22 protein-coding genes are annotated in these 24440 nt (G+C 72.4%); 19 read left to right on the forward strand and 3 right to left on the reverse strand.

The window, feature by feature from the left end; genetic code table 11:
* Positions 1-26 precede the first annotated feature (26 nt).
* The 16 genes from D9V37_RS03060 to D9V37_RS03135 all read left to right on the forward strand — a co-directional run bounded on the left by D9V37_RS03060 (position 27) and on the right by D9V37_RS03135 (position 16834).
* The gene (locus D9V37_RS03060) at positions 27-1052 is read left to right on the forward strand and encodes an ABC transporter permease (RefSeq protein ID WP_198412331.1); all 1026 of its coding nucleotides are present in this window, start codon (positions 27-29) and stop codon (positions 1050-1052) included.
* Entirely contained in the window at positions 1052-2455 is a 1404-nt protein-coding gene (locus tag D9V37_RS03065) for an iron-containing alcohol dehydrogenase (protein WP_121804611.1), read from the forward strand. Before D9V37_RS03060 ends, D9V37_RS03065 begins: the two co-directional genes overlap by 1 nt.
* Positions 2452-3966 (forward strand): xylulokinase, encoded by a 1515-nt coding sequence (locus D9V37_RS03070; RefSeq protein WP_121804612.1) that lies wholly within the window; start codon positions 2452-2454, stop codon positions 3964-3966. The genes D9V37_RS03065 and D9V37_RS03070 overlap by 4 nt, the downstream gene beginning before the upstream one ends.
* Positions 3959-4759: an HAD-IIA family hydrolase gene (locus tag D9V37_RS03075; protein WP_121804613.1), complete on the forward strand. Its 801-nt coding sequence runs from the start codon at positions 3959-3961 to the stop codon at positions 4757-4759. Before D9V37_RS03070 ends, D9V37_RS03075 begins: the two co-directional genes overlap by 8 nt.
* 45 nt (positions 4760-4804) lie before the next feature.
* On the forward strand, positions 4805-6046 hold the full coding sequence (locus D9V37_RS03080) for an epoxide hydrolase family protein (protein ID WP_121804614.1): 1242 nt from the start codon (positions 4805-4807) through the stop codon (positions 6044-6046).
* Entirely contained in the window at positions 6043-7173 is a 1131-nt protein-coding gene (locus tag D9V37_RS03085; RefSeq protein WP_121804615.1) for a sugar ABC transporter substrate-binding protein, read from the forward strand. The genes D9V37_RS03080 and D9V37_RS03085 overlap by 4 nt, the downstream gene beginning before the upstream one ends.
* Positions 7170-8168 (forward strand): ABC transporter permease, encoded by a 999-nt coding sequence (locus D9V37_RS03090; protein WP_121804616.1) that lies wholly within the window; start codon positions 7170-7172, stop codon positions 8166-8168. Before D9V37_RS03085 ends, D9V37_RS03090 begins: the two co-directional genes overlap by 4 nt.
* Positions 8165-9670, forward strand: a complete 1506-nt coding sequence (locus D9V37_RS03095) for a sugar ABC transporter ATP-binding protein (protein ID WP_121804617.1) — start codon at positions 8165-8167, stop codon at positions 9668-9670. Before D9V37_RS03090 ends, D9V37_RS03095 begins: the two co-directional genes overlap by 4 nt.
* Positions 9671-9675: 5 nt before the next feature.
* Positions 9676-10680 carry an ABC transporter permease gene (locus D9V37_RS03100; protein ID WP_147455853.1) on the forward strand — a complete coding sequence of 335 codons (1005 nt, stop codon included), beginning with the start codon at positions 9676-9678 and terminating at the stop codon, positions 10678-10680.
* Positions 10677-12158 (forward strand): beta-Ala-His dipeptidase, encoded by a 1482-nt coding sequence (gene pepD / locus D9V37_RS03105; protein WP_147455854.1) that lies wholly within the window; start codon positions 10677-10679, stop codon positions 12156-12158. Before D9V37_RS03100 ends, pepD begins: the two co-directional genes overlap by 4 nt.
* A 93-nt stretch (positions 12159-12251) precedes the next feature.
* Positions 12252-13235 carry a thiamine pyrophosphate-dependent dehydrogenase E1 component subunit alpha gene (locus D9V37_RS03110; protein WP_198412332.1) on the forward strand — a complete coding sequence of 328 codons (984 nt, stop codon included), beginning with the start codon at positions 12252-12254 and terminating at the stop codon, positions 13233-13235.
* Positions 13236-13238: 3 nt separating this feature from the next.
* Entirely contained in the window at positions 13239-14309 is a 1071-nt protein-coding gene (locus D9V37_RS03115) for an alpha-ketoacid dehydrogenase subunit beta (protein WP_121804620.1), read from the forward strand.
* Between the two features lie 22 nt (positions 14310-14331).
* Positions 14332-14574, forward strand: a complete 243-nt coding sequence (locus tag D9V37_RS03120) for a lipoyl domain-containing protein (protein WP_121804621.1) — start codon at positions 14332-14334, stop codon at positions 14572-14574.
* 4 nt (positions 14575-14578) lie between these two features.
* A complete protein-coding gene (locus tag D9V37_RS03125) occupies positions 14579-15433 on the forward strand; it encodes a class II fructose-bisphosphate aldolase (RefSeq protein ID WP_121804622.1) in 855 nt (284 codons plus the stop codon).
* Positions 15430-16089, forward strand: a complete 660-nt coding sequence (locus D9V37_RS03130) for a 2-oxo acid dehydrogenase subunit E2 (RefSeq protein WP_198412333.1) — start codon at positions 15430-15432, stop codon at positions 16087-16089. The genes D9V37_RS03125 and D9V37_RS03130 overlap by 4 nt, the downstream gene beginning before the upstream one ends.
* A gap of 1 nt (position 16090) precedes the next feature.
* A complete protein-coding gene (locus D9V37_RS03135) occupies positions 16091-16834 on the forward strand; it encodes a glucose 1-dehydrogenase (RefSeq protein ID WP_121804623.1) in 744 nt (247 codons plus the stop codon).
* A 2-nt stretch (positions 16835-16836) separates the two neighbouring features.
* Here D9V37_RS03135 and D9V37_RS03140 read toward each other — a convergent pair whose 3' ends face one another.
* A complete protein-coding gene (locus D9V37_RS03140) occupies positions 16837-17784 on the reverse strand; it encodes a sugar-binding transcriptional regulator (RefSeq protein ID WP_158604365.1) in 948 nt (315 codons plus the stop codon).
* Positions 17785-17873: 89 nt separating this feature from the next.
* On the opposite strand from D9V37_RS03140, the gene D9V37_RS03145 reads away from it, so the two are divergent.
* Genes D9V37_RS03145 through D9V37_RS03155 form a run of 3 tightly spaced genes read left to right on the forward strand, consistent with a single transcriptional unit; the run spans position 17874 to position 21675 of the window.
* Entirely contained in the window at positions 17874-19466 is a 1593-nt protein-coding gene (locus D9V37_RS03145) for a glycerol-3-phosphate dehydrogenase/oxidase (RefSeq protein WP_121804625.1), read from the forward strand.
* Positions 19433-20950, forward strand: a complete 1518-nt coding sequence (locus tag D9V37_RS03150) for an FGGY family carbohydrate kinase (protein WP_121804626.1) — start codon at positions 19433-19435, stop codon at positions 20948-20950. The genes D9V37_RS03145 and D9V37_RS03150 overlap by 34 nt, the downstream gene beginning before the upstream one ends.
* Before the next feature lie 17 nt (positions 20951-20967).
* Complete coding sequence (locus tag D9V37_RS03155; protein ID WP_121804627.1) at positions 20968-21675, forward strand: lipoyl protein ligase domain-containing protein; 708 nt, start codon at positions 20968-20970, stop codon at positions 21673-21675.
* Here D9V37_RS03155 and D9V37_RS03160 read toward each other — a convergent pair.
* Complete coding sequence (locus D9V37_RS03160; protein ID WP_121804628.1) at positions 21672-22823, reverse strand: Glu/Leu/Phe/Val dehydrogenase dimerization domain-containing protein; 1152 nt, start codon at positions 22821-22823, stop codon at positions 21672-21674. The genes D9V37_RS03155 and D9V37_RS03160 overlap by 4 nt on opposite strands.
* Positions 22820-24385, reverse strand: coding sequence for a 5-guanidino-2-oxopentanoate decarboxylase (locus D9V37_RS03165; RefSeq protein ID WP_232524705.1), 1566 nt, complete (start codon positions 24383-24385; stop codon positions 22820-22822). The genes D9V37_RS03160 and D9V37_RS03165 overlap by 4 nt, the downstream gene beginning before the upstream one ends.
* Between the last annotated feature and the right edge of the window lie 55 nt (positions 24386-24440).

The raw sequence follows: 24440 nt of genomic DNA on the forward strand, positions 1-24440 counted from the left end.
GCACCTCAGAAGGGACGACCCCCACCGTGCCCGCACCCCGTTCCGCCGACGCCGCGCCCGAGACGCCCGAGACGACCGAGCCGGCGACCCGACAGACCCCGCGCGAGACCGCGTTGCAGTGGTTCCGGGCGCTGCCCGGCCCGCTGCTGGGCCTGATCCTGGTGGTGGTCGTGCTCAGCTTCCTCTCCCCGTACTTCCTCACCGAGCGCAACCTCATCAACATCGTCAGCCAGAACTCCGACATCGGGATCATGGCGGTCGGGGCGGCGCTGGTGATCCTCATCGGCGGCATCGACCTCTCGGTCGGCTCGACGCTGGCGCTCTCGCTGATGACCACGGCGTGGCTGTTCAAGGTGCACGACGTCCCGTTCACGGTGTGCGTGGTGGCCGGCCTGATCGTGGGCGCGCTGGTCGGGCTGCTCAACGGCGTGCTCTCCACCTACGGCCGCATCCAGCCGTTCGTGGCCACCCTGGCCACCATGTCGGCGGCGGCCGGCCTCGCGCTCTACGTCACCGACGGCAACCCCATCACCGACTTCCCGAACTGGTACAACGCCGTCACCAGCAAGGAGATCCTCGGCATTCCGCTGCAGGTGTTCATCCTCATCGCGGTCTACGTCGTGGCCGCGTTCTGGCTGCGCTTCCGGCCCACCGGCCGTGCCCTGTACGCCGTCGGCGGCAACGCCGAGGCCGCGCGCCTGTCGGGCATCAACGTCACCCGGACCAAGATCGCGGTCTACGTGATCGCCGGGCTGCTGGCCGCGCTCGCCGGCAACATCGTCGGCTCGCGGCTCGACTCGGCCCAGCCGACGGCCGGCACCGCCGACCTGCTCAACGTCATCGCCGTGGTCGTCATCGGCGGCGCCAGCCTCTCGGGGGGCTCCGGCGGGATGCTCAACACCTTCATCGGTCTACTCATCATCGGCGTGCTCAACAACGGCATGTCGCTGCTGAACGTCTCGCCCAACCTGCAGCCCGTGGTCATCGGCATCGCGATCATCGTGGCCGTCCTCACCGACCGCGGCACCCGTTCGCGCCTCGTGCACTCCTGATGGAGGTCATGGACGAGGTCCGGGTCCTCCTGCGCGACGCCGATCCGGACGGTGAGCTGCCGCCGTGCCACCTGCGCTCACTGGTGCTCGGACGAGATGCGCTCGAGCAGGTTCCCGAGCTGCTCGACGTGCTGCTGCGCGAGACCGGGGCCGACGCCGACGGTCGGGTGGTGCTGCTGGTCGACCCGACGCTGATCGTGCGCGAGGGGGCCGACGTCAAGCTGCGCGCCGAGCAGCTGCTGGCCGAGCGCTTCGACACCGTCAAGGCCGTCCTCGACGACGGCCACGACGAGCTGCACGTGGTGGACGAGGTCGTCGCCGCAGCAGCCGAGGCGGCCCGCGGCGCGGCGGCCGTGGTGGCGCTGGGCGGCGGCACCGTCAGCGACATCGGCAAGCTCGCGGTGGCCGCCTGCGAGCCGCCGCCGGTGCTGGTGACGCTGCAGACCGCCGCCTCCGTGGACGGCTACACCGACGACGTGTCGGTGCTGCTGCGCGACGGCGTCAAGCGCACGGTGCCCTCCCGGTGGCCCGACGCGGTGGTGGCCGACGCCCAGACGATCGCCGAGGCGCCGGTGGGCATGACCTGCGCCGGCTTTGGCGAGATGACCTCGATGCTCACCGCCCCGGCCGACTGGTACCTCGCCTCCCTGGTCGGCGCCTCCGGCTTCCACGACGGCCCGATCCGGCTGCTCGACCGCGTCGGCGACGGGCTGGCCCAGTGGTCGGTCGGCGTCGGTTCCGGCGATCCGGCCGCCGTCGAGCGGCTGACCCACGCGCTGGCGGTCCGCGGCATCGTCACCGGCGTCGCCGGCACTACCGCCGCGCTCTCGGGCGTCGAGCACCTGGTCAGCCACATGCTCGACCTGCACCACGCCGAGCACGATCTGCGGATGGGCCTGCACGGGGCACAGGTGGGTGTCGGCGCCGTGGTGGCTGCGGCCTGCTGGGAGCTGCTCGCCGACCGGATGGCCGACGAGACACCGACACTGACCGCGGACGCGCTGGACGAGGACGCCGCCCACCAGCACGTGCTGGCCGCGTTCGGCCATCTCGACGAGCGGATCGTCGCCGAGTGCTGGAGCGACTACGCCGCCAAGCTGCGCCGACTCGACCGCGAGCGCGTCGAGGCGGTGCTGGGCGACTGGCCGCGACACGTGAAGCGGCTCGGCGAGCTGGTGCGTCCCAGCGCCGAGATCGCCGAACGGCTCGCGGCCGCGGGCGCCACCGCCTCCTTCGCCGCGCTCGACCCGGCCGTCGGGCCCGGCCTGGCGCGCTGGGCGGTGGCGAACTGCGCGCTCATGCGCAACCGCTTCACCGTGGTCGACCTGCTGATGCTGCTGGGCTGGTGGGGCGAGGCCGAGGTGGACGAGGTCTTCGAGCGGGTCGCCCGGGTGACGTCATGACGCGCGACTACGTCATCGGCGTCGACTGCTCCACCACCGCGGCCAAGGCGGTCGTGTGGAACGCCCACGGCGCCGCCGTCTCGCAGGCCCGGGCCACCTTCGACCTCAGCCAGCCCCGACCCGGCTGGGGCGAGCAGAACGCCGAGGACTGGTGGACCGCGACGGCCACCGCCGTCCGCCGGGCGGTGCAGACGGTCGATGAGTCCCGGCTGGCCGCGATCTGCGTGACCCACCAGCGTGAGACCTTCGTGTGCCTGGACCGGGCGGGACGGCCGCTGCGCCCGGCGATGCTCTGGCTCGACACCCGCGCCACGGCCGAGGTCGACAAGCACGGGACCGACGAGGTGCACCGGATCACCGGCAAGCCGCCGAACCCCACGCCGGCCTGGTACAAGCTGCACTGGCTGGCGGCACACGAGCCGGAGACGCTCGAGCGCGTCGGCACCGTCACCGACGTCGGCGGCTTCCTCGTGCACCGGCTGACGGGGGAGTGGGCCACCTCGTGGGCCAGTGCCGACCCGCTCGGCGTGGTGGATCTGGAGAGCTTCGGCTACGACGCCGACCTGCTGCAGGCCGTCGGGCTGACGCCCGAGCAGATGCCGGCGCTGGTGGCGCCGGGCAGCGTGGTGGGCGCCGTGCGCGACGACGTCGCCCGCGAGCTGGGCCTGCCCGACGGGCTGGCCGTGGTGGCCGGCGTGGGCGACGGTCAGTCGGCCCAGCTGGGCACCGGGGTCACCGCGCCTGGCCGGGCCTACCTCAACCTGGGCTCGGGGATCGTCTCGGGCACCTTCAGCCCCACCTACTCCTACGGGCGGGAGTACCGGACGCTGGCCGCCGCCGTGGCCGGCGGCTACACCCTGGAGACGTTCATCGGCGGCGGCACCATCAACCTGTCGTGGTTCGTGGAGAAGTTCGCCGGCGTCGACACCACCGCGCTGGGACTCGACCTCTCACCTGAGCAGGTGCTCGAGACCGCCGCGGCGCAGCTGCCGCCCGGCGCCGAGGGGCTGCTCGCGCTGCCGTACTGGACGGGCGCGCTCACGCCGTACTGGGACCACCACGCGCGCGGCGTGCTGGTCGGCCTCTCCGGCATCCACGGCAAAGCGCACGTCTACCGCGCCCTGCTCGAGGGCATCGCCTTCGAGCAGCGGCTGCTCACCACCGGCGCGGAGGAGGCGCTCGCGCAGCCGGTGACCGACGTCGTGGCGCTGGGCGGCGGCTCCCGCAGCCCCGTGTGGTGCCAGATCATCGCCGACGTCATGCAGCGCCCCGTCCAGATCGTGCGCGAGCCCGAGAGCACCTGCCTCGGCTCGGGCATGCTCGCCGCGGCGGCGGCGGCGATCCATCCGAGTCTGCCGGAGGCCGCCACCGCGATGAGCGGCTGCGCGGCGGTGTACGACCCCGACCCGGCCCGCGGCGAGACCTACGACGCGCTCTTCGAGGTCTACCGCGACATCTACCCGACCAACCGTGCGCTGTTCGCGCGTCTGGCGGCCGCGACCCATGCGTGACTACGACGGCTACCTCTTCGACCTCGACGGCACCATCTACCTGGGCGAGGAGCTGCTGGCCGGCGCGCTGGAGCTGCTGGACGGACTGCACGAGCGGGGCCGGCGGACGTTGTTCCTCTCGAACAACCCCACCAAGGACCCGCAGATGTACGCCGAGAAGCTGACGCGGCTGGGCGTGCCCACCGAGCCGGCCGACGTCGTCAACACCGTCGTCACGATGACCGCCTGGCTGCTGCGGGAGGCACCGGGCGCCGGGGTGTTCGTGCTGGGGGAGGAGCCGTTGCTGCGCTCGCTGCGCGCGGCCGGCGTCCGGCTGACCGACGACCCGACCGAGATCGACGTCGTGGTCGCCAGCTACGACCGCTCCTTCGACTACCGCAAGCTGCAGGTCGCCTTCGACGCGATCTGGTTCCACCGCAGGGCGCGCCTGGTCACCACCAACCCCGATGCGTACTGCCCCCTGTCCGGCGGCCGCGGTGAGCCTGATGCCGCCGCGGTCGTCGCCGCCATCGAGGCGAGCACCGGCGTCCGGTGCGAGGTCAACGTCGGGAAGCCGTCGCCGCTGATGCTGCAGACGGCGGTCGACGTGCTGGGCCTGGACGCCCACGACTGCGTGATGGTCGGCGACCGGCTCCACACCGACATCGCGATGGCCGTCGACGCCGGCATCGACTCCGCGCTCGTGCTCACCGGGGAGAGCACCCGCGAGCACGTCGCGCGTCTCGGCGCCGACCGGCGCCCGACCTACGTCCTGGACCGCATCGACGACCTGCTGGTGGGAGCCCGCAGGTAGTCCGGCGCACCACCGCAGCGCATCACCTACTCGGAGGAGAAGCACGTGAGCACCACCCAGCAGCACGTCGTCGAGGAGTTCACCGTCGACGTCGCCCAACCCGACCTGGACGACCTGCAGGACCGGCTGCGCCGCACCCGGTTCCCGGAGGACTTCGGCAACGACGACTGGCGCTACGGCTACAACGGCGCCTACCACCGGCAGCTGGTCGAGTACTGGATCGAGGAGTACGACTGGCGCGACGTCGAGCGGCGGATGAACGAGCTGCCGAACTACCGCACCGAGATCATGGGCGTGCCGCTGCACTTCGTGCACGCCAAGGGCAAGGGACCGAACCCGATGCCGCTGCTGCTGCACCACGGCTGGCCGTGGACGTTCTGGGACCTGCGCAAGGTGATCGGCCGGCTGACCGACCCGGCGGCGTACGGAGGCGACCCGGCCGACTCCTTCGACGTCGTGCTGATCTCCCTGCCCGGCTACGGGTTCTCCTCGCCGCTCACCGAGACCGGCTGGAACTTCTGGCACACCGCCGACCTCGAGAACGTGCTGATGAGGCAGGTGCTGGACTACGAGCGCTACGCCACCGCGGGCGGCGACTGGGGCGCGCTGATCGCCCAGCAGCACGGGCACAAGTACGCCGAGGACGTCATCGGCCTCTACACCCACTTCCCGGCGCAGCTGAGCCACTACCTGCCCGATCACCCCGACGCGCCGCCCGAGGTCGCCTACGACCCGCAGCTGGGGCTGCCCGCCGCCTCGGAGTACGCCGCGGGGGAGGAGGGCTGGTTCGAGCGCGGGAAGCACTTCGTCGAGCACGAGAGCGGCTACGGCGAGATCCAGCTGACCAAGCCGCAGACGCTGGCCGCGCTGGTCACCGACTCCCCCGCGGGCCAGCTGGCCTGGATCACCGAGAAGCGCTACTTCTGGGGCCTGGCCGAGCGCGGCGAGGGCACCGAGGCGTTCGAGAAGGTGTGGCCGAAGGAGGACCTGGTCACTACCGCGGCCGTCTACTACCTCACCGGCACCGGCGGCACGTCGTCGCGCTACTACTGGGAGTGCCGCGGGAACCCGTGGACGCCGACCCACACCCGGTTCCCGGTGGTCGACGTGCCCACCGCGGTCAGCATCTACCCCGGCGAGATCTACAAGCCGCCGCGCACCTGGACCGAGCGCTACTTCGACCTGCGCCAGTACCGGGTGCACGACGAGGGCGGGCACTTCGCGCCGCTCGAGGTGCCCGAGACCTACGTCGACGACGTGGCCACCTTCTTCCGAGGCCTGCGGTGAGGCCGCTGCGACGCCGGCTGCTCCTGGTGGTGGCCGCGCTCACCACGGTGTGCCTGACGGCCGCCTGCTCGGTGGTGACCAGGGTCGGCGGCGCGAACGCCAAGACCTACCCCAAGAAGGACGTCGTGCTGGTCGCCTCGGTGATCAACACGACCAACCCCTACATGGTCTCGATGATCCAGGGCGCCAAGGCGCTCTCGAAGCGGCTCGGTGTGCCGCTGAAGATCGTCGACTCCCAGGGCAGCTCGCAGACCGAGATCTCGAAGATCCAGGCGATCCTCGCCCAGGGCAAGAAGGTGGCGCTGATGGTGAACACCGTTGCGAGCTCCGACGCTCCGACGATCGTCAACGCGGTAAAGGCCGCGGGTGGGTACGTGACGATCTGGTGGAACAAGCCCGACAGCTTCGAGCCGGCCCGCGTGGGCAACAATTTCGCGGCCTTCCAGAAGTTCCCCGGCGTCGTGAGTGGTGAGTGCACCGGCAAGGCGCTGGCCGAGGGCATCGGCAAGAAGGGCGACATCATCGCCCTGGCCGGGGTGCTCGACAGCACCACGAGCCAGACCCGGGTGGCCGGGCTCAAGCAGGCGCTCAAGGCCTACCCGGGCGTGCACCTGCTCGACGTGCAGGCCGGCAACTGGGACCCCCAGGTGGCCTTCGGCGTCACCCAGAGCCTGATCTCCAAGTACGGCAAGAAGATCGACGGTGTCTGGGCCGCCGACGACGCGATGATCCTGGGCGCCACGGAGGCGATGAAGAAGGCCGGCCGGTTCGACCAGGTCAAGTTCGCCTCCGACGGCCTGTACCCGCCGGTCGTGAAGCTGATGAAGGACCACGCCGGCAACGACGCCGTGGTCGGCGAGACCTTCCACCGCGGCTACATGGCCTCGGCTATCGGGCTCTACACCTCCTACCTGGCCGTCACCGGCAAGATCAACCCGGCCAAGCTGCCGCGCGACAAGCGGGACAGCCTCTTCAAGCTCGCCTGCGTCACCCCCGCCAACCTCGCCGAGTACAGCAGGTACGACGACGACATCGACGGCTGGGTCGACACGATGGTCGAGAAGGGTCCGTGGAACACCGCGCCCGCCCAGCTGGTCGGCGCCGGACCCGAGAAGCTCCCGCGATGAGCGCCGCGACGCACGTCGTGCCCACGGCCTCACCGCGCCGGGTCAGCCCGCGCGAGCTGGGCGAGGTGGGGGCGCTGGTCCTGCTGGTGGTGGTGTTCACCGCGCTCAACCCGAGCACCTTCGTGACCCTGACCAACATCCGCACCGTGCTCGACCAGGCGTCGGTGCCACTGATCCTCGGCGTCGGCGCGACGCTGGTGATCTTGATGGGCTCCATCGACCTCTCGGTCGAGGGCGTCATGGGCGCGGCCGGGATGACCTTCATCCTTCTCTCGGACAACACGCGCAAGACCGTCGACCTCGGCGCGGGCGCGATCGTCGTCGCGCTCGCGGTGGGCCTGGCGCTCGGCCTGCTCAGCGGACTGCTGCACACGCGGCTGCGCGTGCCGTCGTTCATCGTCACCCTCGGCGTCTGGTTCGTCGGGCTGGGCATCGCGACACTGCTCTTCGGCGAGTCCGTCATCCCGTTCCTGCCCGACGGCGGCATCAAGGCGTGGCCGAGCCACCACCCGCTGGGGGTGCCGAACTCGTTCCTGCTGGCGCTGGTGATCGTCGTAGCGGGACTGCTGGTGGCCCGGTTCACCACCCTGGGCCGGATGGCCTACGCCATCGGCGGCGACGAGCAGGTGGCCCGCGACAACGGGCTGGCCGTCGACCGCTACAAGGTGCTCGTCTTCGTCGTGGCCGGCGGCTGCGGCGCGGTGGCGGGCATCCTCGCCACGATGCAGCTCGGGGCCGGATCGGCCACGGTCGGCGTCGGGAACCTGTTCACCACCATCGCGGCGGTCGTCATCGGCGGCACCTCGCTCGGCGGTGGACGCGGTGGCATCCACCGCACCGTCGTGGGCGTGCTGCTGCTGGTGGTGCTGCAGAACGGCCTCGTGCTCTCCGGCGTGAGCCCCAACGTGCAGTCGGCCGTCTCCGGCGCCGTGCTCATCGTGGCCGTCGCCGCGGCCGCCTGGCCCCTGCGTGACCGACTGAGGATCGTGACATGACCACACCCGCAGCCCTGCGCCTCGACGGCGTCTCGAAGTCCTTCGGCTCGGTGCACGCTGTCCGCGACGTCTCCTTGACGATCGCGCGCCACGAGGTCGTCGGCCTCGTGGGCGAGAACGGCGCCGGCAAGTCCACGCTGCTGAAGATCCTGACCGGCATCCACACCCCCGACGCGGGCACCATCGAGGTCGCCGGGTCGCCGGTGCGCTTCTCGCGACCCCAGGACGCCGTCGCCGCCGGCATCGGGGTGGTGCACCAAGAGCAGTCGCTGCTGCCCAACCTGTCCGTGGCGGAGAACCTCGCGGTCCACGACGCCGGGCCCGACAGCCCGACCCGCTTCGGGCTCTACCGGTGGGGCCGGCTGAACGCCGATGCGCGCCAGGTGCTCGACCGGGTCGGCTCACGGGTCGACCCGCGCACGCTGGTGCGCGACCTCTCCTTCGTCGACCGGCAGATGGTGGAGATCGCCCGCGCCCTGCGCGTCGGCGAGCGCGCGCACACCAGTCCGCTGCTCGTGCTCGACGAGCCCACCGCGGTGCTGGACCGCGACGAGACCGAGGTGCTGGAGCAGGAGATCGCCTCGCTCAAGGAGGTGGGCTCGGTCGTCTTCGTCTCCCACCGGCTCGACGAGGTGCGCCGCATCTGCGACCGGATCCTGGTGATGACCCACGGGGAGCTGGTGGCCGACCGCCGCTCGGAGGAGGTCAACGAGGCCGAGATCTTCGAGCTGATGATCGGGCGCCGCGCCGACGCGCGGGAGCGCTCGTGGACGGCGCCGGCCGCGGCCGAGCCCGTGCTCGAGGCCACCTCGCTGCGTCGCTCGGGCCGGTTCGCCGACGTCTCGCTGGCGCTGCACCCGGGTCGCTGCCTGGCGATCGTCGGCGCGCTCGGGTCGGGGCGCGAGCAGCTGTGCCGGGCACTGTTCGGGGCCGTGGGTCTCGACGGCGGCCGCATCGAGCTCGCTGGTCGTCCCGTGCGCTCCTGGTCGATGCGCAGCGCCGTGGAGCAGGGCGTCGGCTACGTCTCCTCCGAGCGCCGCGTCGAGGCGATGGTCGGCGGGCTCTCGGCGCGCGAGAACCTCGCGCTCGCGCCGCGGGGCACGCGTCCGGCCGGGAGCCACGACGCCCGACGACTGACCGAGCAGTGGTTCGAGCGGCTCGACGTCCGCCCGAACGACCCCGACGTGGCCCTGGACCGCTTCTCCGGCGGCAACCAGCAGAAGGTCGTCATGGCCAAGTGGCTCACGATGACCGACCTCAAGGTGCTGATCCTCGACCACCCGCTGCGCGGCCTCGACCCCGACGCCGCAGCGGCGGTCAACGCCGAGATCCGCAGCGCCTGCGAGCGCGGCGCCGCGGTCGTGATGCTCCCCGACACCCTCGAGGAGGCGCTGGAGACCGCCGACGACGTACTCGTGATGCGCGACGGCGAGATCACCGCACGCTTCGACGTCGTGGCCGACGCGCCGACCTCCCTCGACCTCCTCGAAAGGATGGTGTGACCGCCATGTCGCACGCCCTCGTCGACGCTCCCTCCACCGCGCCCGACCGGCCGACCCGCTCGCCCGCTGCGCGGGCGCTCGCCCTGTGGCAGTCGGCCGGGCCGGTGGCGGTGTTCGTCGTGCTGCTGATCCTGGTCGCGATCGTGCAGCCGCCGTTCGTCACCGGTGGCGGGCTGCGCATCCTCGCGGTGCAGGCCACGCCAATCATGCTGGTCGCGCTGGGGCAGGCGATGGTGCTCCACGTCGGCTCCATCGACCTGTCCAACGCCGCCATCGCGATCTTGTCGGCCATCGTGCTGGCCAAGGCGCTGGGGCCGCTCGGCGCGGCGGCGCCGCTGCTGTGCTTGGTGCTACTGACCGCGGTGGGCGCCGTGAACGGCCTCCTCGTGGCCTTCGCGCAGGTGCCGTCGTTCGCGCTCACACTGGGCACGCTGGGGGTGCTGCAGGCGGTCTCGCTCGTGGTCTCCCACGCCTCCACCGTCTACGCCACCGCCCACACCGGCGTGCTCGACTTCCTCTTCGAGATCGACGTCTTCGGCTTGCCCATCGCGTTCTGGGTCGCCGTGCTGCTCGCTCTCGCGCTGTGGCTGCTGCTGCGCCGCACGGCCACCGGCCGGGCGATGACAGCCGTCGGGCTCAACGAGACCGGCGCACGGTTCGCCGGGCTGCGGACCCAGTGGCTGCGCGTGCTCGCGTTCGCGCTCTCGGGAGCGATGGCGGCGGTGGCCGGCATCATGATCGTGGCCCAGGCCCAGTCGGCATCGTCCTCGGGGCTCGGCAGCGACCTGCTGATCCCTGCGATCGCGGCCGCCATCGTCGGCGGCACCGCGCTGACCGGTGGCGTGACCAACCCGCTCAACGTGGTGGTCGGCGCCCTCACGGTCTCGCTGGTGCCCATCGGCGCCCAGACCATCGGCGTCACCTCTCAGGCCCAGAGCCTGGTCTATGGACTGGTCATCGTCGTGGCCGTCGCGCTGACCGTCCCCCGTGTCCGCTCCATCGTCAAGTGAAGGGAACCGCAACGATGACCGTCCTCAGCTCTCTCGAGCCCGCCGAGATCCTCGGCCACTTCGAGACCCTCGCCGGCATCCCGCGCGGCTCCGGCAACGAGCAGCAGGTGGCCGACTGGGTGGTCGCCTTCGCCCGCGAGCGCGGGCTGGAGGCCGAGCAGGACGCCAAGCACTGCGTCCTGGTCCGCAAGCCCGGTCAGGGCGGCCTCGAGGACGCGCCGCCGCTGATCCTGCACGGCCACCTCGACATGGTCTGCGAGCGCAGTGAGGGCGTGGTCAAGGACTTCGCCACCGAGCCGATCGACTTGGTCGTCGACGGCGACTACATCAGCGCCGCCGGCACCTCGCTCGGCGCCGACAACGGCATCGGCGTCTCCTACATCCTCGCGCTGCTCGACGACCGCGAGATCGCCCACCCGCCGCTGGAGGCGGTGCTCACGGCCATGGAGGAGAAGGGCAAGGCCGGTGCGGGCCAGTTCGACTTCTCGCGGCTGACCGGCACCCGGATGATCGACTTCAACTGGATCACCGACCACGAGATCCTCGCCGGCTGCAGCGGCGACATCACCTTCGCCGTCGAGGTGCCAGCGGAGTGGGAGGACGTACCCGGCTCCCACGGGGCCGCGGTGCTGGTCAAGGTGCGCGGTCTCAAGGGCGGCCACTGCGAGTTCGACATCCACCTCGAGCGGGCCAACGCGTTGCTGCTGCTGGCGCGCACGCTCAACGCCGTCCAGGAGCGCTACGACGTGCGCCTGGCCCGCGCGCACGGGGGAGCGCAGAACAATGCCATCCCGGCCGACGCCGAGGCCGTGCTGGTGGTGCGGGACGAGGACGTCGAAGGCATCGGCGCGCTGGTCGCCGAGCTGGCCGGTGAGGTCCGCGCCGAGTACAGCGAGGCCGATCCGGCCGTCCGGCTCGAGGTGGAGCCGGCCGAGACGCCGCAGCGGGTGTTCTCCGCCGCGGCGACGCAGCGCTTCTCGCGGGTGACCTCGCTGGTGCCCAACGGCGTGCTGAGCTGGAACCTGGTGGCCCGAGGCGTGGTCGAGTCCTCCAACAACCTCGGCACGGTGCGCGCCACCGACGAGGGCGTGGAGCTCACCGCCACCATCACCTCGGCCGTCACCTCTCGCAAGCACGAGGTGCTCGACCGCGTGCGCTCGCTGGCGGCGCTGGCCGGCGGCGGCGTGCGGGTGGAGACGCAGGGCCTCGACGCCCCGGAGTTCCCCTACCGACCGGACTCGCCGCTGCTGGCGACCGCGGTCGGGGCCTACCGCGACGTCGTCGGCGAGGAGCCCGAGGTGCACGTCTCGCAGTGCAGCCTCGAGCTGGGCTTCTTCAGCCGTCGGGTGCCCGGCCTGGACGTCATCTCGATCGGCACCGAGCTGCACGACCTGCACTCGCCGGCCGAGCGCGTCAGCCACGTCTCCGTGGCGAAGGTGTGGCCGCTGGTCCGCGAGGTCGTGAGCCGGCTGCGCTGATGCCCACCCACCCCTTGCACGTGATGCCCGTCACCGCATAGCATCGAGATTCATACACAGAATGAATATTCATATCGGCTCAGCGAGGAACACATGACCTCCCCAGACCAGACGACGCTGCTGGAGATGCAGCGACGCATGCTGCGCATCCGGCGCTTCGACGAGCGCGCCTCGAAGATGGTCAAGCGCGGCCAGATCCCCGGCACGGTGCACACCAGCATCGGCCAGGAGGCGCAGGTGGTCGGCGCGGCGATGACGTTGGACGACGGCGACTACATGACCGGCAACCACCGCAGCCACGGCCACCCGATCGCCAAGGGCTCCCCGCTCGCCCCGCTGATGGCCGAGCTGGTCGGCAAGGCCGGCGGCGTCTGCGGCGGCAAGGGCGGCTCGCTGCACCTGGCCGACTTCAAGGTCGGCAGCCTGGGGGAGTCGGGCATCGTCGGTTCTTCCATCCCGATCGCCACCGGCGCCGCGCTCTCGAGCAAGGTGCTGGGCAACGGCAAGGTGTCGATGGCCTTCTTCGGCGACGGCGCCGCCAATCAGGGCTGCCTGTACGAGGCGATGAACCTGGCCGGCGTGTGGGACCTGCCGGTGGTCTTCCTCTGCGAGAACAACCAGTACGCGCTCTCCACGCCCGCCCACACGGTCACCTCCGGCGTCATCGCCGAGCGCGCGGCCGGGTTCGGCATCGCCGGCGAGCGGGTCGAGGACGGCCAGGACGTCCTGGCTGTGCACGCCGCGGCGCAGGCGGCCGTCGAGCGCGCCCGCAGCGGCGGCGGGCCGACGCTGCTGGAGGTCGTCACCTACCGCTACAACGAGCACTCCGAGGGCCTGCGTCTGGGAACGGACTACCGCAACGCCGAGGAGAAGGAGACCTGGGTGGGGCGCGACCCGATCGCGCAGTTCCGCCGCCACCTGGCTCAGGAGGGCGTCGCGACCGAGGAGGAGCTCGACGCGCTCGAGCAGGAGGTGCTCGACGAGGTAGAGCAGGCCTTCGAGTTCTCCCAGGAGAGCCCCTACCCCGAGCCCGAGGTCGCCTTCGCCGACCTCTACACCGAGCCGATCGGAGCCTGAGCCATGGCCACCACCACGATGAGCTTCCTGGGTGCCATCGGCGCCGCGCAGCGCGAGGCGATGGAGGCCGACGAGCGCGTCGTCATCATCGGCGAGGACGTCGAGGCGAACGTCTACGGCACGACCGGCGGCGGCAAGTCGCGCAAGGACAAGGGCGACTTCCTCGAGCTGTTCGGCGCCAACCGCATCCGCAACACCCCGATCTCCGAGGAGGTCATCGTCGGCGCCGCGGCGGGTGCGGCCATGACGGGCCTGCGGCCGATCGTCGACCTGTCGTACTCCAGCTTCCTCTACATGGCCATGGACCAGTTCGTGAACCAGGTGGCCAAGAACCGCTACATGTTCGGCGGCCAGGCCTCGCTCCCGGTGGTGTTCCGCTCGGCGATGTTCTACGGCCTCTCGACCGGCGCGCACCACTCCGACCGGCCCTACCCGATGTTCATGAACGTGCCGGGCCTGAAGATCATGGTGCCCTCCACGCCGGCCGACGCGAAGGGCCTGCTGCGCACCGCGGTCGACATGGACGACCCGGTGCTGACCTTCGAGGCCTGCATGCTGTGGGGCCTCAAGGGCGAGGTCGAGGAGGACGAGTACCGCATCCCGTTCGGGCAGGCCGCGATCGCCCGCGAGGGCACCGACGTGACGGTCGTGGCCATCGCCACCGCTGTGCCCGAGGCGCTCAAGGCGGCCGAGACGCTGGCCGAGGACGGTGTCTCGGTCGAGGTGATCGACCCGCGGACGCTGGTGCCGCTCGACTCCCGCACGATCTTGGAGTCGGTGGCCAAGACCGGCCGGCTCGTCGTGGCCGACCCCGCGCACCGCACCTGCTCCGCGGCGGCCGAGATCGCGGCCATCGTGGTCGAGGAGGCCTTCGACTCCCTCAAGGCCCCCATCGCGCGGGTCACCACGCCGGATACGCAGATCCCGTTCAGCCCGGCGATCGAGAAGCCGCTCTACCCCAACCGCGAGTCGATCGGCGAGGCGATCCGCCGTGTGACCGGCGAGCGCGGCGCGTCGGTGCCCGAGAGCCCGCAGGGCATCGACGACGAGCTGTCCACCCAAGCCCATCGCTAGACCCCAACCCGAGGAGAACCACATGCCGAGTGTCGACGTCCTGCTTCCCCAGTGGGGGATGGGCATGAGCGAGGGCACCATCACCAGCTGGCTCAAGGCCGTCGGCGACACCGTCGCCGAGGACGAGCCGCTGGCCGAGGTCGAGGCCGAGAAGGTCGAGGAGACGCTGGAGGCCCCGGCCAGCGGCACGCTCGCCGAGATCCTGGTCCAGGAGGGGGAGACCGTCGAGGTCCGCACCCTCGTGGCCCGCATCGAGACGGCCTGAGGTCATGGCCCAGGTCGACCCGAAGGGTCTCGTCGAGGCCGCCGCGGCCGGCGGCTACGCCGTCGGCGCCTTCAACATGCACAATCCGGAGACCACCGAGGCGCTGCTGCTCGGCGCCGAGCAGGCCGCCTCGCCGGTGTTCCTCCAGGTGGGCCGCGCCCTCGTCCCGCACGTCGGGTTGCGCAAGGCCTACGAGATGACACGTCGCATCGCCGAGGAGTCCGAGGCCGAGTACGTCATCCACCTCGACCACGGTCCCTGGGACGAGGTCTTCGAGGCCATCCGCCTCGGCTTCACCTCGATCATGTACGACGGCGCGCACCTGCCCTTCGAGGAGAACATCGCCACCACGCGCCACGTCGTGGAGGTGGCGCACTCCTTCGGCATCCCGGTCGAGGCCGAGCTGGGCCGCATCCCCGACGCCGACCAGCCGGTCGACGACTGGACCGCCTACTACACCGACGTCGCCGAGGCCGAGCGGTTCGTGGCCGAGACCGGCGTGGACCTCCTGGCCGTCTCGGTGGGCATCGTGCACGGCGTGCCGCTGGCCGACCCACAGCCGCTGGACATCCAGCGGATCAAGGAGATCAAGGCCGTCACCGGCGTCCCGCTGGTGCTGCACGGCGCCTCTGGCGTGCCCGACGCCGAGATCACCGCCGCGATCGACGCCGGCGTGCACAAGTTCAACGCCGACACCGACCTGCGCCACGCCTTCCGAGCCGGCATCGAGGACGTGTGGAAGCAGGGCGACCGACAGCTGGAGGAGGCGATGGCCGAGGGCCGCCGCCGGATGGTCGCCGCCACGGTGGGGAAGATGCGCGTCTACGGCTGCGCCGGCACCGCAGGAGGCGCGGCGTGAGCGAGGGCACCACGACGCCGCTCAAGGGCATCCGCCGTACCGCGGCCCGCCGCATGGTGGCGGCCTGGGAGGCGCCGGTCTTCCACCTGGTCGTCGAGGTCGACATGACCACCGCACTGGCGGTCAAGGAGCGCGAGCCCAGCGCCACCGTCACCGACGCACTGCTCCAGGCGTGCGCGGCCGCGCTCGGCAAGCACCCCGACCTCAACGCCCACTACGGCGAGGAGTCGGTCACCTGCTTCGAGGAGGTGAACCTGGGTCTGGCCGTGGCCACCGAGGCCGGCCTGATGGTGCCGGTGATCCCCCACGCCGGCTCGCGCGACCTGGCCTCGCTGGCCGCGGCGCGCAAGGACGTCGCCGGCCGGGCGCGGGAGGGCAAGCTGACGATGGACGACGTCACCGGCGGCACCTTCACGGTCTCGAACCTGGGCATGATGGGCATCGACCGCTTCGACGCGATCCTCAACGTGCCGCAGGTCGCGATCCTGGCCGTGGGCAGCACCCGGCAGCGCCAGGTGTGGCCCGGTCCCGACGGGGGTGACCCGCAGTGGCGCCCGATCGCCGAGCTGACGCTGACCTGCGACCACCGGGCCGTCGACGGGGCCACCGGGGCCGGGTTCCTGGGCACGCTGCGCGAGCGGCTCGAGCAGGGCTGAGGTGTTCGACCTCGCCGGCCGCACCGCCCTGGTCACCGGCGCGAGCAGCGGCATCGGCGAGGCGATCGCGCGCGGGCTGGCCGACCTCGGCGTCACGGTCGGTTGCTTCGCGCGTCCCTCCGAGCGGCTCGACACCGTGGTGGCCGACCTCGGCCCGCGTGCGCTGGCCTGCCCCGGCGACGTCCGCGACACCGCAGCGCTGGCCGCGGCCGTCACCACCGTGGAGGAGCACGGCCCGCTGACGCTGGCGGTGAACAATGCCGGCGTCGCCGACGCCCACCCGGCCGAGGAGATGCCGTTGGCGCAGTGGCAGCGCGTGCTCGACGTCAACCTCACCGGCGTCTTCGCCTCCTGCCAGGCCGAGGCGCCCGCGCTGTTCCGCGCGGGCGGTGGCGCCATCGTCAACATCGCCTCGATGTCGGGCTCGATCGCCAACCGCGGGCTGACCCAGGCGCACTACAACAGCTCCAAGGCCGCGCTCGTCCACCTCGGCCGCAGCCTGGCCTGGGAGTGGGCCGACCGCGGCGTGCGGGTCAACACCGTGAGCCCCGGCTACACCAACACGCCCATGGCCCGGCGCCCCGAGCAGGTGGCCAAGATGGCCGGCTACGCCGCCGACACGCCCCTGGGCCGCAACGCCGAGCCGGAGGAGATCGTCGGACCGGTGGTGTTCCTGCTCAGCGACGCCGCCTCGTTCGTCACCGGGATCGACCTGCTGGTCGACGGCGGCCACACCATCTGGTGAGGTCAGGAGACCAGGTACTCCGCGGTGACGGTGTCGGTCACCAGCGTGTCGACGTAGCCGCCGGCCAGGGCCGCGCGGATCGCGGCGTGCTTGCGCTCGCCGCCGGCGACCGCCCACCGGCGTCGGGCCGACTTCAGCTGCTCGCGGGTGACGCCGATGACCAGCTCGTCGAGCTCGCCGTCGATGGCGTTGCCGTCAGCGTCGAGGAAGTGCAGGCACACCTCGCCGACGGCGCCGCGGTCGCGCATCTGCTTGAACTGCTCGTGGGTGAAGAAGTTGTCGCCCGCGGTCAGCGCGGGGTCGACCTCGGCGGCGCCGATACCCACCAGGGCGAGGTCGATGTGGTCGAGCATCGCCAGCGCCTGCTGGGCGTAGACGTCGCGGCTGACCATCAGCTCACGCATCTCGGCGCTGGCCACCACGCCGGGAGTGCGCAGGAACACCGCCTGCGCGTCGGCCAGCGTGGCCAGCTGACGGGTGGAGTAGGCGGCGTCGTGCTGCAACGACGGCGGCCCGAGGTCGCCGAGCATCTCCACCACGTGGGTGGTCTTGGTGCGCAGCGGCGCGAGGTCGTCGACCAGCACCCGCAGCGTCTGGCTCCAGGAGGTGAAGCCGATGGTGGGGGCGTCGAAGGTCACGTCGCCCAGCAGCGTGCCCATGGCGTGGGCGAGGTCGCGGGTGAGCTCGGCGGAGTCCTGGCTGACGACGTCGATGACGTGCACCTCGCGGACCGGGTAGCGCTGCTCCACGGCGTCCTCGAGGTCGCCGAAGATGTGCGGCGGCACCGCGACGACGGTGCGCACGATGCCGGACTCCTCGGCCTGGGTGAGCAGCCGGGAGACCCGCGACTGGCTGATCTGGAGCCTGCTGGCAATGTCGGTCTGCCGCATGCCGTGGGTGTGGTAGAGCCGCGCGACCTTCGTCATCAGACGGGTCTGCTCGTCGGCCATGGCGGTCATCCTAGGTTGACAGGGGCGGTGTGACGGGCATTACGCTACATCTGCATTCATATCCAGCATAGATATGCAGGAGGTCGGCCATGTCCGACGCGAGCAAGCCCTACGACCTGGTGGTCGTCGGGGCCGGCATCAACGGCCTCGGTGTGGCCCGCGACGCCGCGAGCCGGGGGCTGCGCGTGGTGCTGCTGGAGCAGGACGACCTCTGCAGCGGCGTCTCGGCCTGGTCCGGTCGGCTGGTGCACGGCGGGCTGCGCTACCTCGAGCACCGCGACGTCGCGCTGGTGCGCGAGTCGCTGCGCGAGCGCGAGCGGCTGTTCCGGCTCGCGCCCCACCTCGTGCGCCCGAAGCGGCTCATCATGCCGTTCTACTCCCACAACAAGCGTCCGGCCTGGCTGATCCGGGTGGGCATGCTGGTCTACGACGCCCTCTCCTTCGACAAGCGCACCGGCCGCCACGAGATCCTCAGCCGCTCGGCCCTGCTGCGCCGCTTCGCCGGGATCGACACCGACGGCCTGGGCGGTGCGGCGGTGTTCACCGACGGCCAGGTCGAGTACGCCGAGCGGCTCTGCGTCGAGGTGGCGTTGGCCGCGCGCGGGGCGGGTGCCGACATCCGCACCAAGGCCCGCGTGGAGGAGCCGCTGATCGAGGGCGGCCAGGTGGTCGGCGTGCGCTACCGCGACACCAGCAGCGGGGGCGGCGACACGCTGCACGAGGTGCGCGGCCACGTGGTGCTCAACGTCGCGGGTCCCTGGATCGACCGGGTGTTTCGCCGGGGCGCGCCCGAGCAGCCCCGCCTCAACGGCGGCACGAAGGGCAGCCACCTGGTCGTCGACCCGTTCCCCGGCGCACCTGACGACGTCGTCTACTACGAGTCCAAGGCCGACGGCCGGCTCGTGCTGGTGATCCCCTGGATGGGCCGCTACCTGATCGGCACCACCGACCTGCGCTTCGACGACGACCCCTCGCTGGCGCGCTGCGACGCCGCAGAGATGTGCTACCTGCTCGAGGAGGTCAACACCCTCATCCCCGAGGCGCGGCTGACCCGCGACGACGTGCTCTTCACCTACTCCGGCGTGCGGCCGCTGCCCTACGCCCCCGACGTGGAGGAGTGGGAGATCCCGCGCAGCCACGTGCTCCACGACCATGCCCCCGACCTGCCCAACGTGGTCACCGTCGTGGGCGGCAAGCTCACCACCTACCGGCAGCTGGCCGAGGACGCGGTCGACGACGTCTTCCGCCGGCTCGGGCGCACCGCGCCGCGCTGCGTGACGGCGTACCTGCCGCTGCCCGGCGCCGTCGGCGACCCGCGCGAGGTGGGGGAGGCGCTGACCGCGCTCGGGCTCTCCACCACCAGCGTCGTCCGGCTGGTGCAGCTCTACGGCGGCCGGGCTCTCGACGTCGTAGCCGCCGGCGGCCACGAGGTGCTCGACGAGGACTCCGGCGCCCTGGTGGCCGAGCTGTTCTTCGCGGTGGACCACGAGCTCGCGCGTACCCTCACCGACGTGCTCGCCCGCCGGCTGCTGCTCGCGTTCGAGCCCGGCCACGGTCGCGAGGCCGCCGGGCGCGCGGCCGACCTGCTCGGCGAGCGGCTGGGCTGGAGCTCCGAGCAGCGTGCCTCGCAGCTGGCCGAGTACGAGGAGTGGCTGACCCGGCTGGCGGTCCCGGCGCCATGAGCCGCCGGCTGGCCGTCGCCTTGGACCTGGGGTCGAGCAGTGCTCGCACCGTGGTGGTCGACGCGGACGGCGAGGTGGTGGCCCAGGCCGGCCGGCCGACGGATCCGCAGTACCCGCAGCGCGGCTGGGTCGAGCTCGACCCGTGGCACCTGTGGCACGGGCTGCGCGACTCCCTGGAGGAGGCGCTCGCCCACGCCGGCGCCACCACCGACGACATCGCCGGTGCCGGCGTCACCACCTCGCGCGAGACCTGCCTGGTCTGGGACCGCGCCACCGGCGAGCCGGTGCACCCGGCGATCATGTGGATGTCGAAGCAGACCGACGCCATCGTCGAGCGCTGGCGCGCCGATGGCCTCGACGAGGAGTTCCGCCGTCGCACCGGGCTCTTCAACGACTCCTTCTTCTCCGCCGCCAAGTACGCCTGGATCCTCGAGAACGTCGACGGCGCCCGGGCGCGGGCCGAGGCGGGGGAGCTGGCCGGCGGCACGCTCGACACCTGGCTGGTGTGGAACCTGACCGGCGGCCGCAGCCACGCCACCGACCCCAGCGAGGCCTCGCGTACCGCGCTGTACTCGCTGGCCGACCTGGCCTGGGACGACGTCCTGCTCGAGGCCTGCGGGGTCCCGCGGGCGCTGCTGCCCGAGGTGCTCGACTCCGACGGCGACTTCGGCCAGGCCCGCCCCGCCGACCTGCAGCTGCCCGGCACGCGAGCCTTCGACGTCTCGGCCGTCATGGGCGACCAGATGGCGGGGATGTTCGGGCAGGGCTGCCTGGCCACCGGGGCGGTGAAGAACACCTTCGGCACCGCCGGCGTGCTCACCGCCAACACCGGTGAGCGCCCGGCGATCCTCGACGGGCTCACCGCCAGCGTCGGCTGGACCCTGGCCGGCACCACCGACTACGAGGCCGAAGGCGTCGTCTTCCACAGCGGCCAGACGCTGCAGTGGCTGCGGGAGAACCTGGGCGTGCTCGGCGAGGGCGAGCGCAGCGAGCAGGTGGCGGCGCAGGTCGAGGACAGCAACGGCGTCTACGTCGTGCCGGCCTTCGCCGGCATCTGCGCGCCGCGCTGGGTGCGCGACGCCGCCGCCGGCATCGTCGGGCTCACGCTGGAGACCCAGCGCGCCCACGTGGTCCGGGCCGGGCTGGAGGCGATGGCCTACCAGACCCGCGACAACGTCGAGGCCTTCCGGGCCAGCGGCTACGAGGTGCCCGAGCTGCGCGTCGACGGCGGGGCCACCACCAACGAGCTGCTATGCCAGTTCCAGGCAGACATCCTCGGCGTGCCCGTGCTGCGTCCCACCCAGCTCGAGCAGACCGCCATCGGCGTCGCGCACGTCGCCGGCGTCGCGGGCGGCCTGTGGCAGCTGGGCGACCTGGCCGAGCGGTGGCAGGTGGAGCGGGTCTTCGAGCCGCAGATGTCGCCCGACCGGCGCGAGAGCCTCTACGCCGGCTGGCGCGAGGCCGTCCGCAGCGTCGTCGGGTGAGGTCGCAGACTGACCGTGTGACCTCGACCGAGCTGACGGTGGTGCGCCGGCCGGCGCCGGTGAGCGGTCGGAGCGACCTCGACGCGGTCAAGGCGGCCTTCGACGCACTCGACCCCGACGCCGGTGACGGTGCGACACTGCTGCTGGGCCGGTGTGCACCGACGGCGGCCTTCACCCGCCGCGACGCGCTGCTGCCGGGCTACCACGAGGCCTGTGCCGTGGCGCTCGAGCGCGGCTTCGAGCCGGTGCTGCGCCCGGTCGGCGGGCACCTGGCCGCCTACGACGAGGGCAGCCTGGTGGTGCACCTGTGGCAGCCGCTGCGCGAGGCCCGCGAGGGCATCCGGTCGCGCTTCGAGCGCCTCGGCACCGCCCTGGGCGAGGCGCTGAGCGGACTCGGCGTCCCCGACGTCCGCCTCGGCGCGGTGCCGGGGGAGTACTGCGACGGCGAGTGGAGCCTCAACCACGCCGGGCGCCACAAGCTGGTCGGCACCGGCCAGCGCATCAGCCGCAACGGCTACCTGTTCTCCGCGGTCGTCGTCGTCACCGGCGCCGACCGGCTGCGCTCGCTGCTGGTGCCGGCCTACGACGCGCTCGGCCTCGGGCTCGACCCCGAGACGGTGGGCGAGGTGTCGGCGAGCGTGCCGGGGATCGGGGTGGAGCAGGTGGCCGAGGCGGTGGCAGAGGCGGTGGCAGAGGCGGTGGCAGAGGCCCTCGGCGCCGGCTAGGTCCGCTCGGCCAGCGCTGCGGCGTTGCGGGCGGCGAGGTCGAGGGCGCACTCGCGCGGCGTACGCCCGGACCGGGCCGCGTCGTCGAGCACGGTGGTGACGAGGCGGTGCATGACCGCGTCGATCTTGGCGAAGGAGGAGTCGGCGTCGGGAGCGATGTCGCCGAAGACGACCCACCACCACCAGGCGTTGGTCATCACGTTGGCCAGGAAGTCGGGCACGACCAGCACGCCGCGAGAGGTCAGGGCGGCCTCGGCGTCGGGGAGCGTGGGCAGGTTGGCGCCCTCGACGACGATCGGCGCCCGCACGCGGTCGGCGTCCTCGGCGGTGATGACGTACGACATCGCGGCCGGCACCAGCAGGTCGCACGGCACGTCGAGCCAGGAGTCGTCGGTGGCGACGGCGCCCTCGGGCAGCCTGCCGCGGTCGATGACGCCGAGTCCGTCGCGGCCGGCCAGCAGCGCCTCGACGTCGAGGCCGGCGTCGTCGCGCACGAGGCCGGCGCGGTCGGCGACGGCCACCACGCGCACTCCGGCGGCGGCCAGGTAGCGCGCCGCCGCGCCGCCGATGGAGCCGAAGCCCTGCACCACCGCGGTGTCGATCGGCAGCCCGTGGTGGGCGGCGGCCTCGAGCGCGGCGCGGGCGACGCCGTAGCCGCCGACGACGTCGCCCAGAGAGATGCCGCCGACGCTGCGGGCGAACGCCTCGGCCAGCCGGTCGCGGGCCGCCGGGGCGTCGTCGAGGGTGGCGAAGACGGCCTCGACCGTGGAGGCCAGGCCGAGCTCGGCGGCCACCACGTCGAGCGTCTCCTGCCGCAGCCCGAAGTCCTCGCCGGTGTTCCACTGCTCGCGGACCACCGGCAGCACGGCGGCCAGGAAGCGTCGCAGCACCTCGATCGCCTCGGGGTCGGCCGGGTCGACGTCGATGCCGCCCTTGCCGCCGCCCAGCGGCAGGTAGCGGTCGGCCGGGTCGTAGACCAGCGCCTCCTTGCGGCTCATGCCCTGCGCGAGCCCGCGCACCTCGGCCAGCGTGCAGCCCTCGCGCAGCCGCAGGCCGCCGCTGGCCAGGCCGTGCACCAGCCGGTCGATGACCACCCAGCCCCGGCGTCCGGTCACCGGGTCGGTCCAGGCGATCTCCAGCAGGCTCATGGGCGCACCACCAGGTGGATCACCGTGGGCCGGTCGGCGGCGAACGCGGCGGTGACGGCGCCGCTGAGCCCGTCGACGTCGTCGAGCCGTACGCCGTGGCACCCCAACGACTTGCCCAGTGCGGCGAAGTCGGGGGAGGGGAGATCGACCGCGTGGACCGGGTCGCCTCGCTCGGCCATCTCGTTCCTGATCTCGCCGTAGCCGCCGTTGTCGACGACGACGACCGGCAGCGCGAGCGCCTGCTCGGCTGCCGTGGCCAGCTCGGCGACGGTGAACATGACCCCGCCGTCGCCCAGCAGCGCCAGCACCGGGCGGCCGGGGTGCGCCAGCTTCACGCCGATGGCCGCCGGCAGGGCGTAGCCGAGGGTGCCGTAGCCCGACGGGAACAGGTAGGCACCCGGTGCGTACGCCGGCAGGTGGGCCAGTGCGCCCAGGTAGCTGACCATCGCGTTGTCGGCGGCGACGACGGCGTCGCGGGCCAGCGCCGCAGCCAGCGCCGCGACCAGCTCGAGCCACGCAGCGCCCTCCTCCTGCGACTCGGCGAGCTTGCGCTCGCGCCAGGTGGCGACGTCGACCTCGCGCGTCGCCTCGCCCAACCGAGCGAGGATCGCCTGCAGGGACAGGGATGCGTCGCCCACGACGGCCACCTCGGGGGAGGCGTTGGTGAGGACGCCGACGGGGTCGACGTCGACACGCACGAGCCGGCCGGCTACCGGCAGCGGGCCGTACCAGAGGTCGGCGGGGGCCAGCTCGGTGCCCACCGCGAGCACGACGTCGGCCTGCTCGACCAGCGCGGCCACGGCCGGCAGGTGGATGCCGGCGCCGAGCGCGAGCGGGTGATCCTCGGGCAGGACGCCCTTGCCGTTGGCGGTGGTGACCACCGGCGCGCCCAGCCGCTCGGCGACCGCGCGGACCTCCGCGGCCGCGCCGCGGGCGCCGCCCCCGACCACGATCACCGGTGCGGTGGCGGCCGAGAGCCGTGCCACCGCAGCCGCGACGGCTGCCTGCGGCGGTGTGGCCGGCGCCACCTCGGCGACGAGCACCGGCCCGGTGTCGGCGTCCTCCTCGAGCACGTCGAGCGGCACCTCCAGGTGCACCGGCCGGGGTCGTCCGGAGGTCATGATCGCGAACGCCTGCGCCACCGCCGTCGGGATCTCGGCGACGCTGGTGGGGCGCAGGCTCGCCGCGGCGACGGCGGCCATCGCGCCCTGCTGGTCGCGGGTCTCGTGGAGCAGGCCCTGCCCGAGCGTCGGCTGCCGCAGCGGCATGCCGGGGGAGACGACGAGCACCGGCACGGAGTCCGAGTACGCCTGCCCCACGGCGGTGGCGACGTTGAGCACCGCGGGTCCGCTGGTCACCAGGGCCACCCCGACACGCCCGGTGCTGCGCGCGTACCCGTCGGCGGCGTAGCCCGCGCCCTGCTCGTGACGAGTGCCGACGTGGCGGACGCCGTAACGCGCCAGGTGCCGGTAGATCTCCAGGTTGTGCGTGCCGGGGATGCCGAAGGCGAGGTCCACCCCGTGCGCGGCCAGGGCCGCCACGAGCGCCTCACCTCCCCTCACGCGTCGCAGTATGGCCGGTCGAGCGCCGCCCGCCGAAACGCCGAGCATGTAGCCT

The organism is Nocardioides mangrovicus (assembly GCF_003674065.1).
Classification (GTDB): domain Bacteria; phylum Actinomycetota; class Actinomycetes; order Propionibacteriales; family Nocardioidaceae; genus Marmoricola; species Marmoricola mangrovicus.

Coding starts and splice junctions, on each gene's coding strand:
- D9V37_RS03065 (WP_121804611.1), top strand. CDS start 1,052: ATGGAGGTCATGGACGAGGTCCGGGTCCTCCTGCGCGACGCCGATCCG.
- D9V37_RS03070 (WP_121804612.1), top strand. CDS start 2,452: ATGACGCGCGACTACGTCATCGGCGTCGACTGCTCCACCACCGCGGCC.
- D9V37_RS03075 (WP_121804613.1), top strand. CDS start 3,959: ATGCGTGACTACGACGGCTACCTCTTCGACCTCGACGGCACCATCTAC.
- D9V37_RS03090 (WP_121804616.1), top strand. CDS start 7,170: ATGAGCGCCGCGACGCACGTCGTGCCCACGGCCTCACCGCGCCGGGTC.
- D9V37_RS03095 (WP_121804617.1), top strand. CDS start 8,165: ATGACCACACCCGCAGCCCTGCGCCTCGACGGCGTCTCGAAGTCCTTC.
- D9V37_RS03100 (WP_147455853.1), top strand. CDS start 9,676: ATGTCGCACGCCCTCGTCGACGCTCCCTCCACCGCGCCCGACCGGCCG.
- D9V37_RS03110 (WP_198412332.1), top strand. CDS start 12,252: ATGACCTCCCCAGACCAGACGACGCTGCTGGAGATGCAGCGACGCATG.
- D9V37_RS03115 (WP_121804620.1), top strand. CDS start 13,239: ATGGCCACCACCACGATGAGCTTCCTGGGTGCCATCGGCGCCGCGCAG.
- D9V37_RS03120 (WP_121804621.1), top strand. CDS start 14,332: ATGCCGAGTGTCGACGTCCTGCTTCCCCAGTGGGGGATGGGCATGAGC.
- D9V37_RS03125 (WP_121804622.1), top strand. CDS start 14,579: ATGGCCCAGGTCGACCCGAAGGGTCTCGTCGAGGCCGCCGCGGCCGGC.
- D9V37_RS03140 (WP_158604365.1), bottom strand. CDS start 17,784: ATGGCCGACGAGCAGACCCGTCTGATGACGAAGGTCGCGCGGCTCTAC.
- D9V37_RS03145 (WP_121804625.1), top strand. CDS start 17,874: ATGTCCGACGCGAGCAAGCCCTACGACCTGGTGGTCGTCGGGGCCGGC.
- D9V37_RS03160 (WP_121804628.1), bottom strand. CDS start 22,823: ATGAGCCTGCTGGAGATCGCCTGGACCGACCCGGTGACCGGACGCCGG.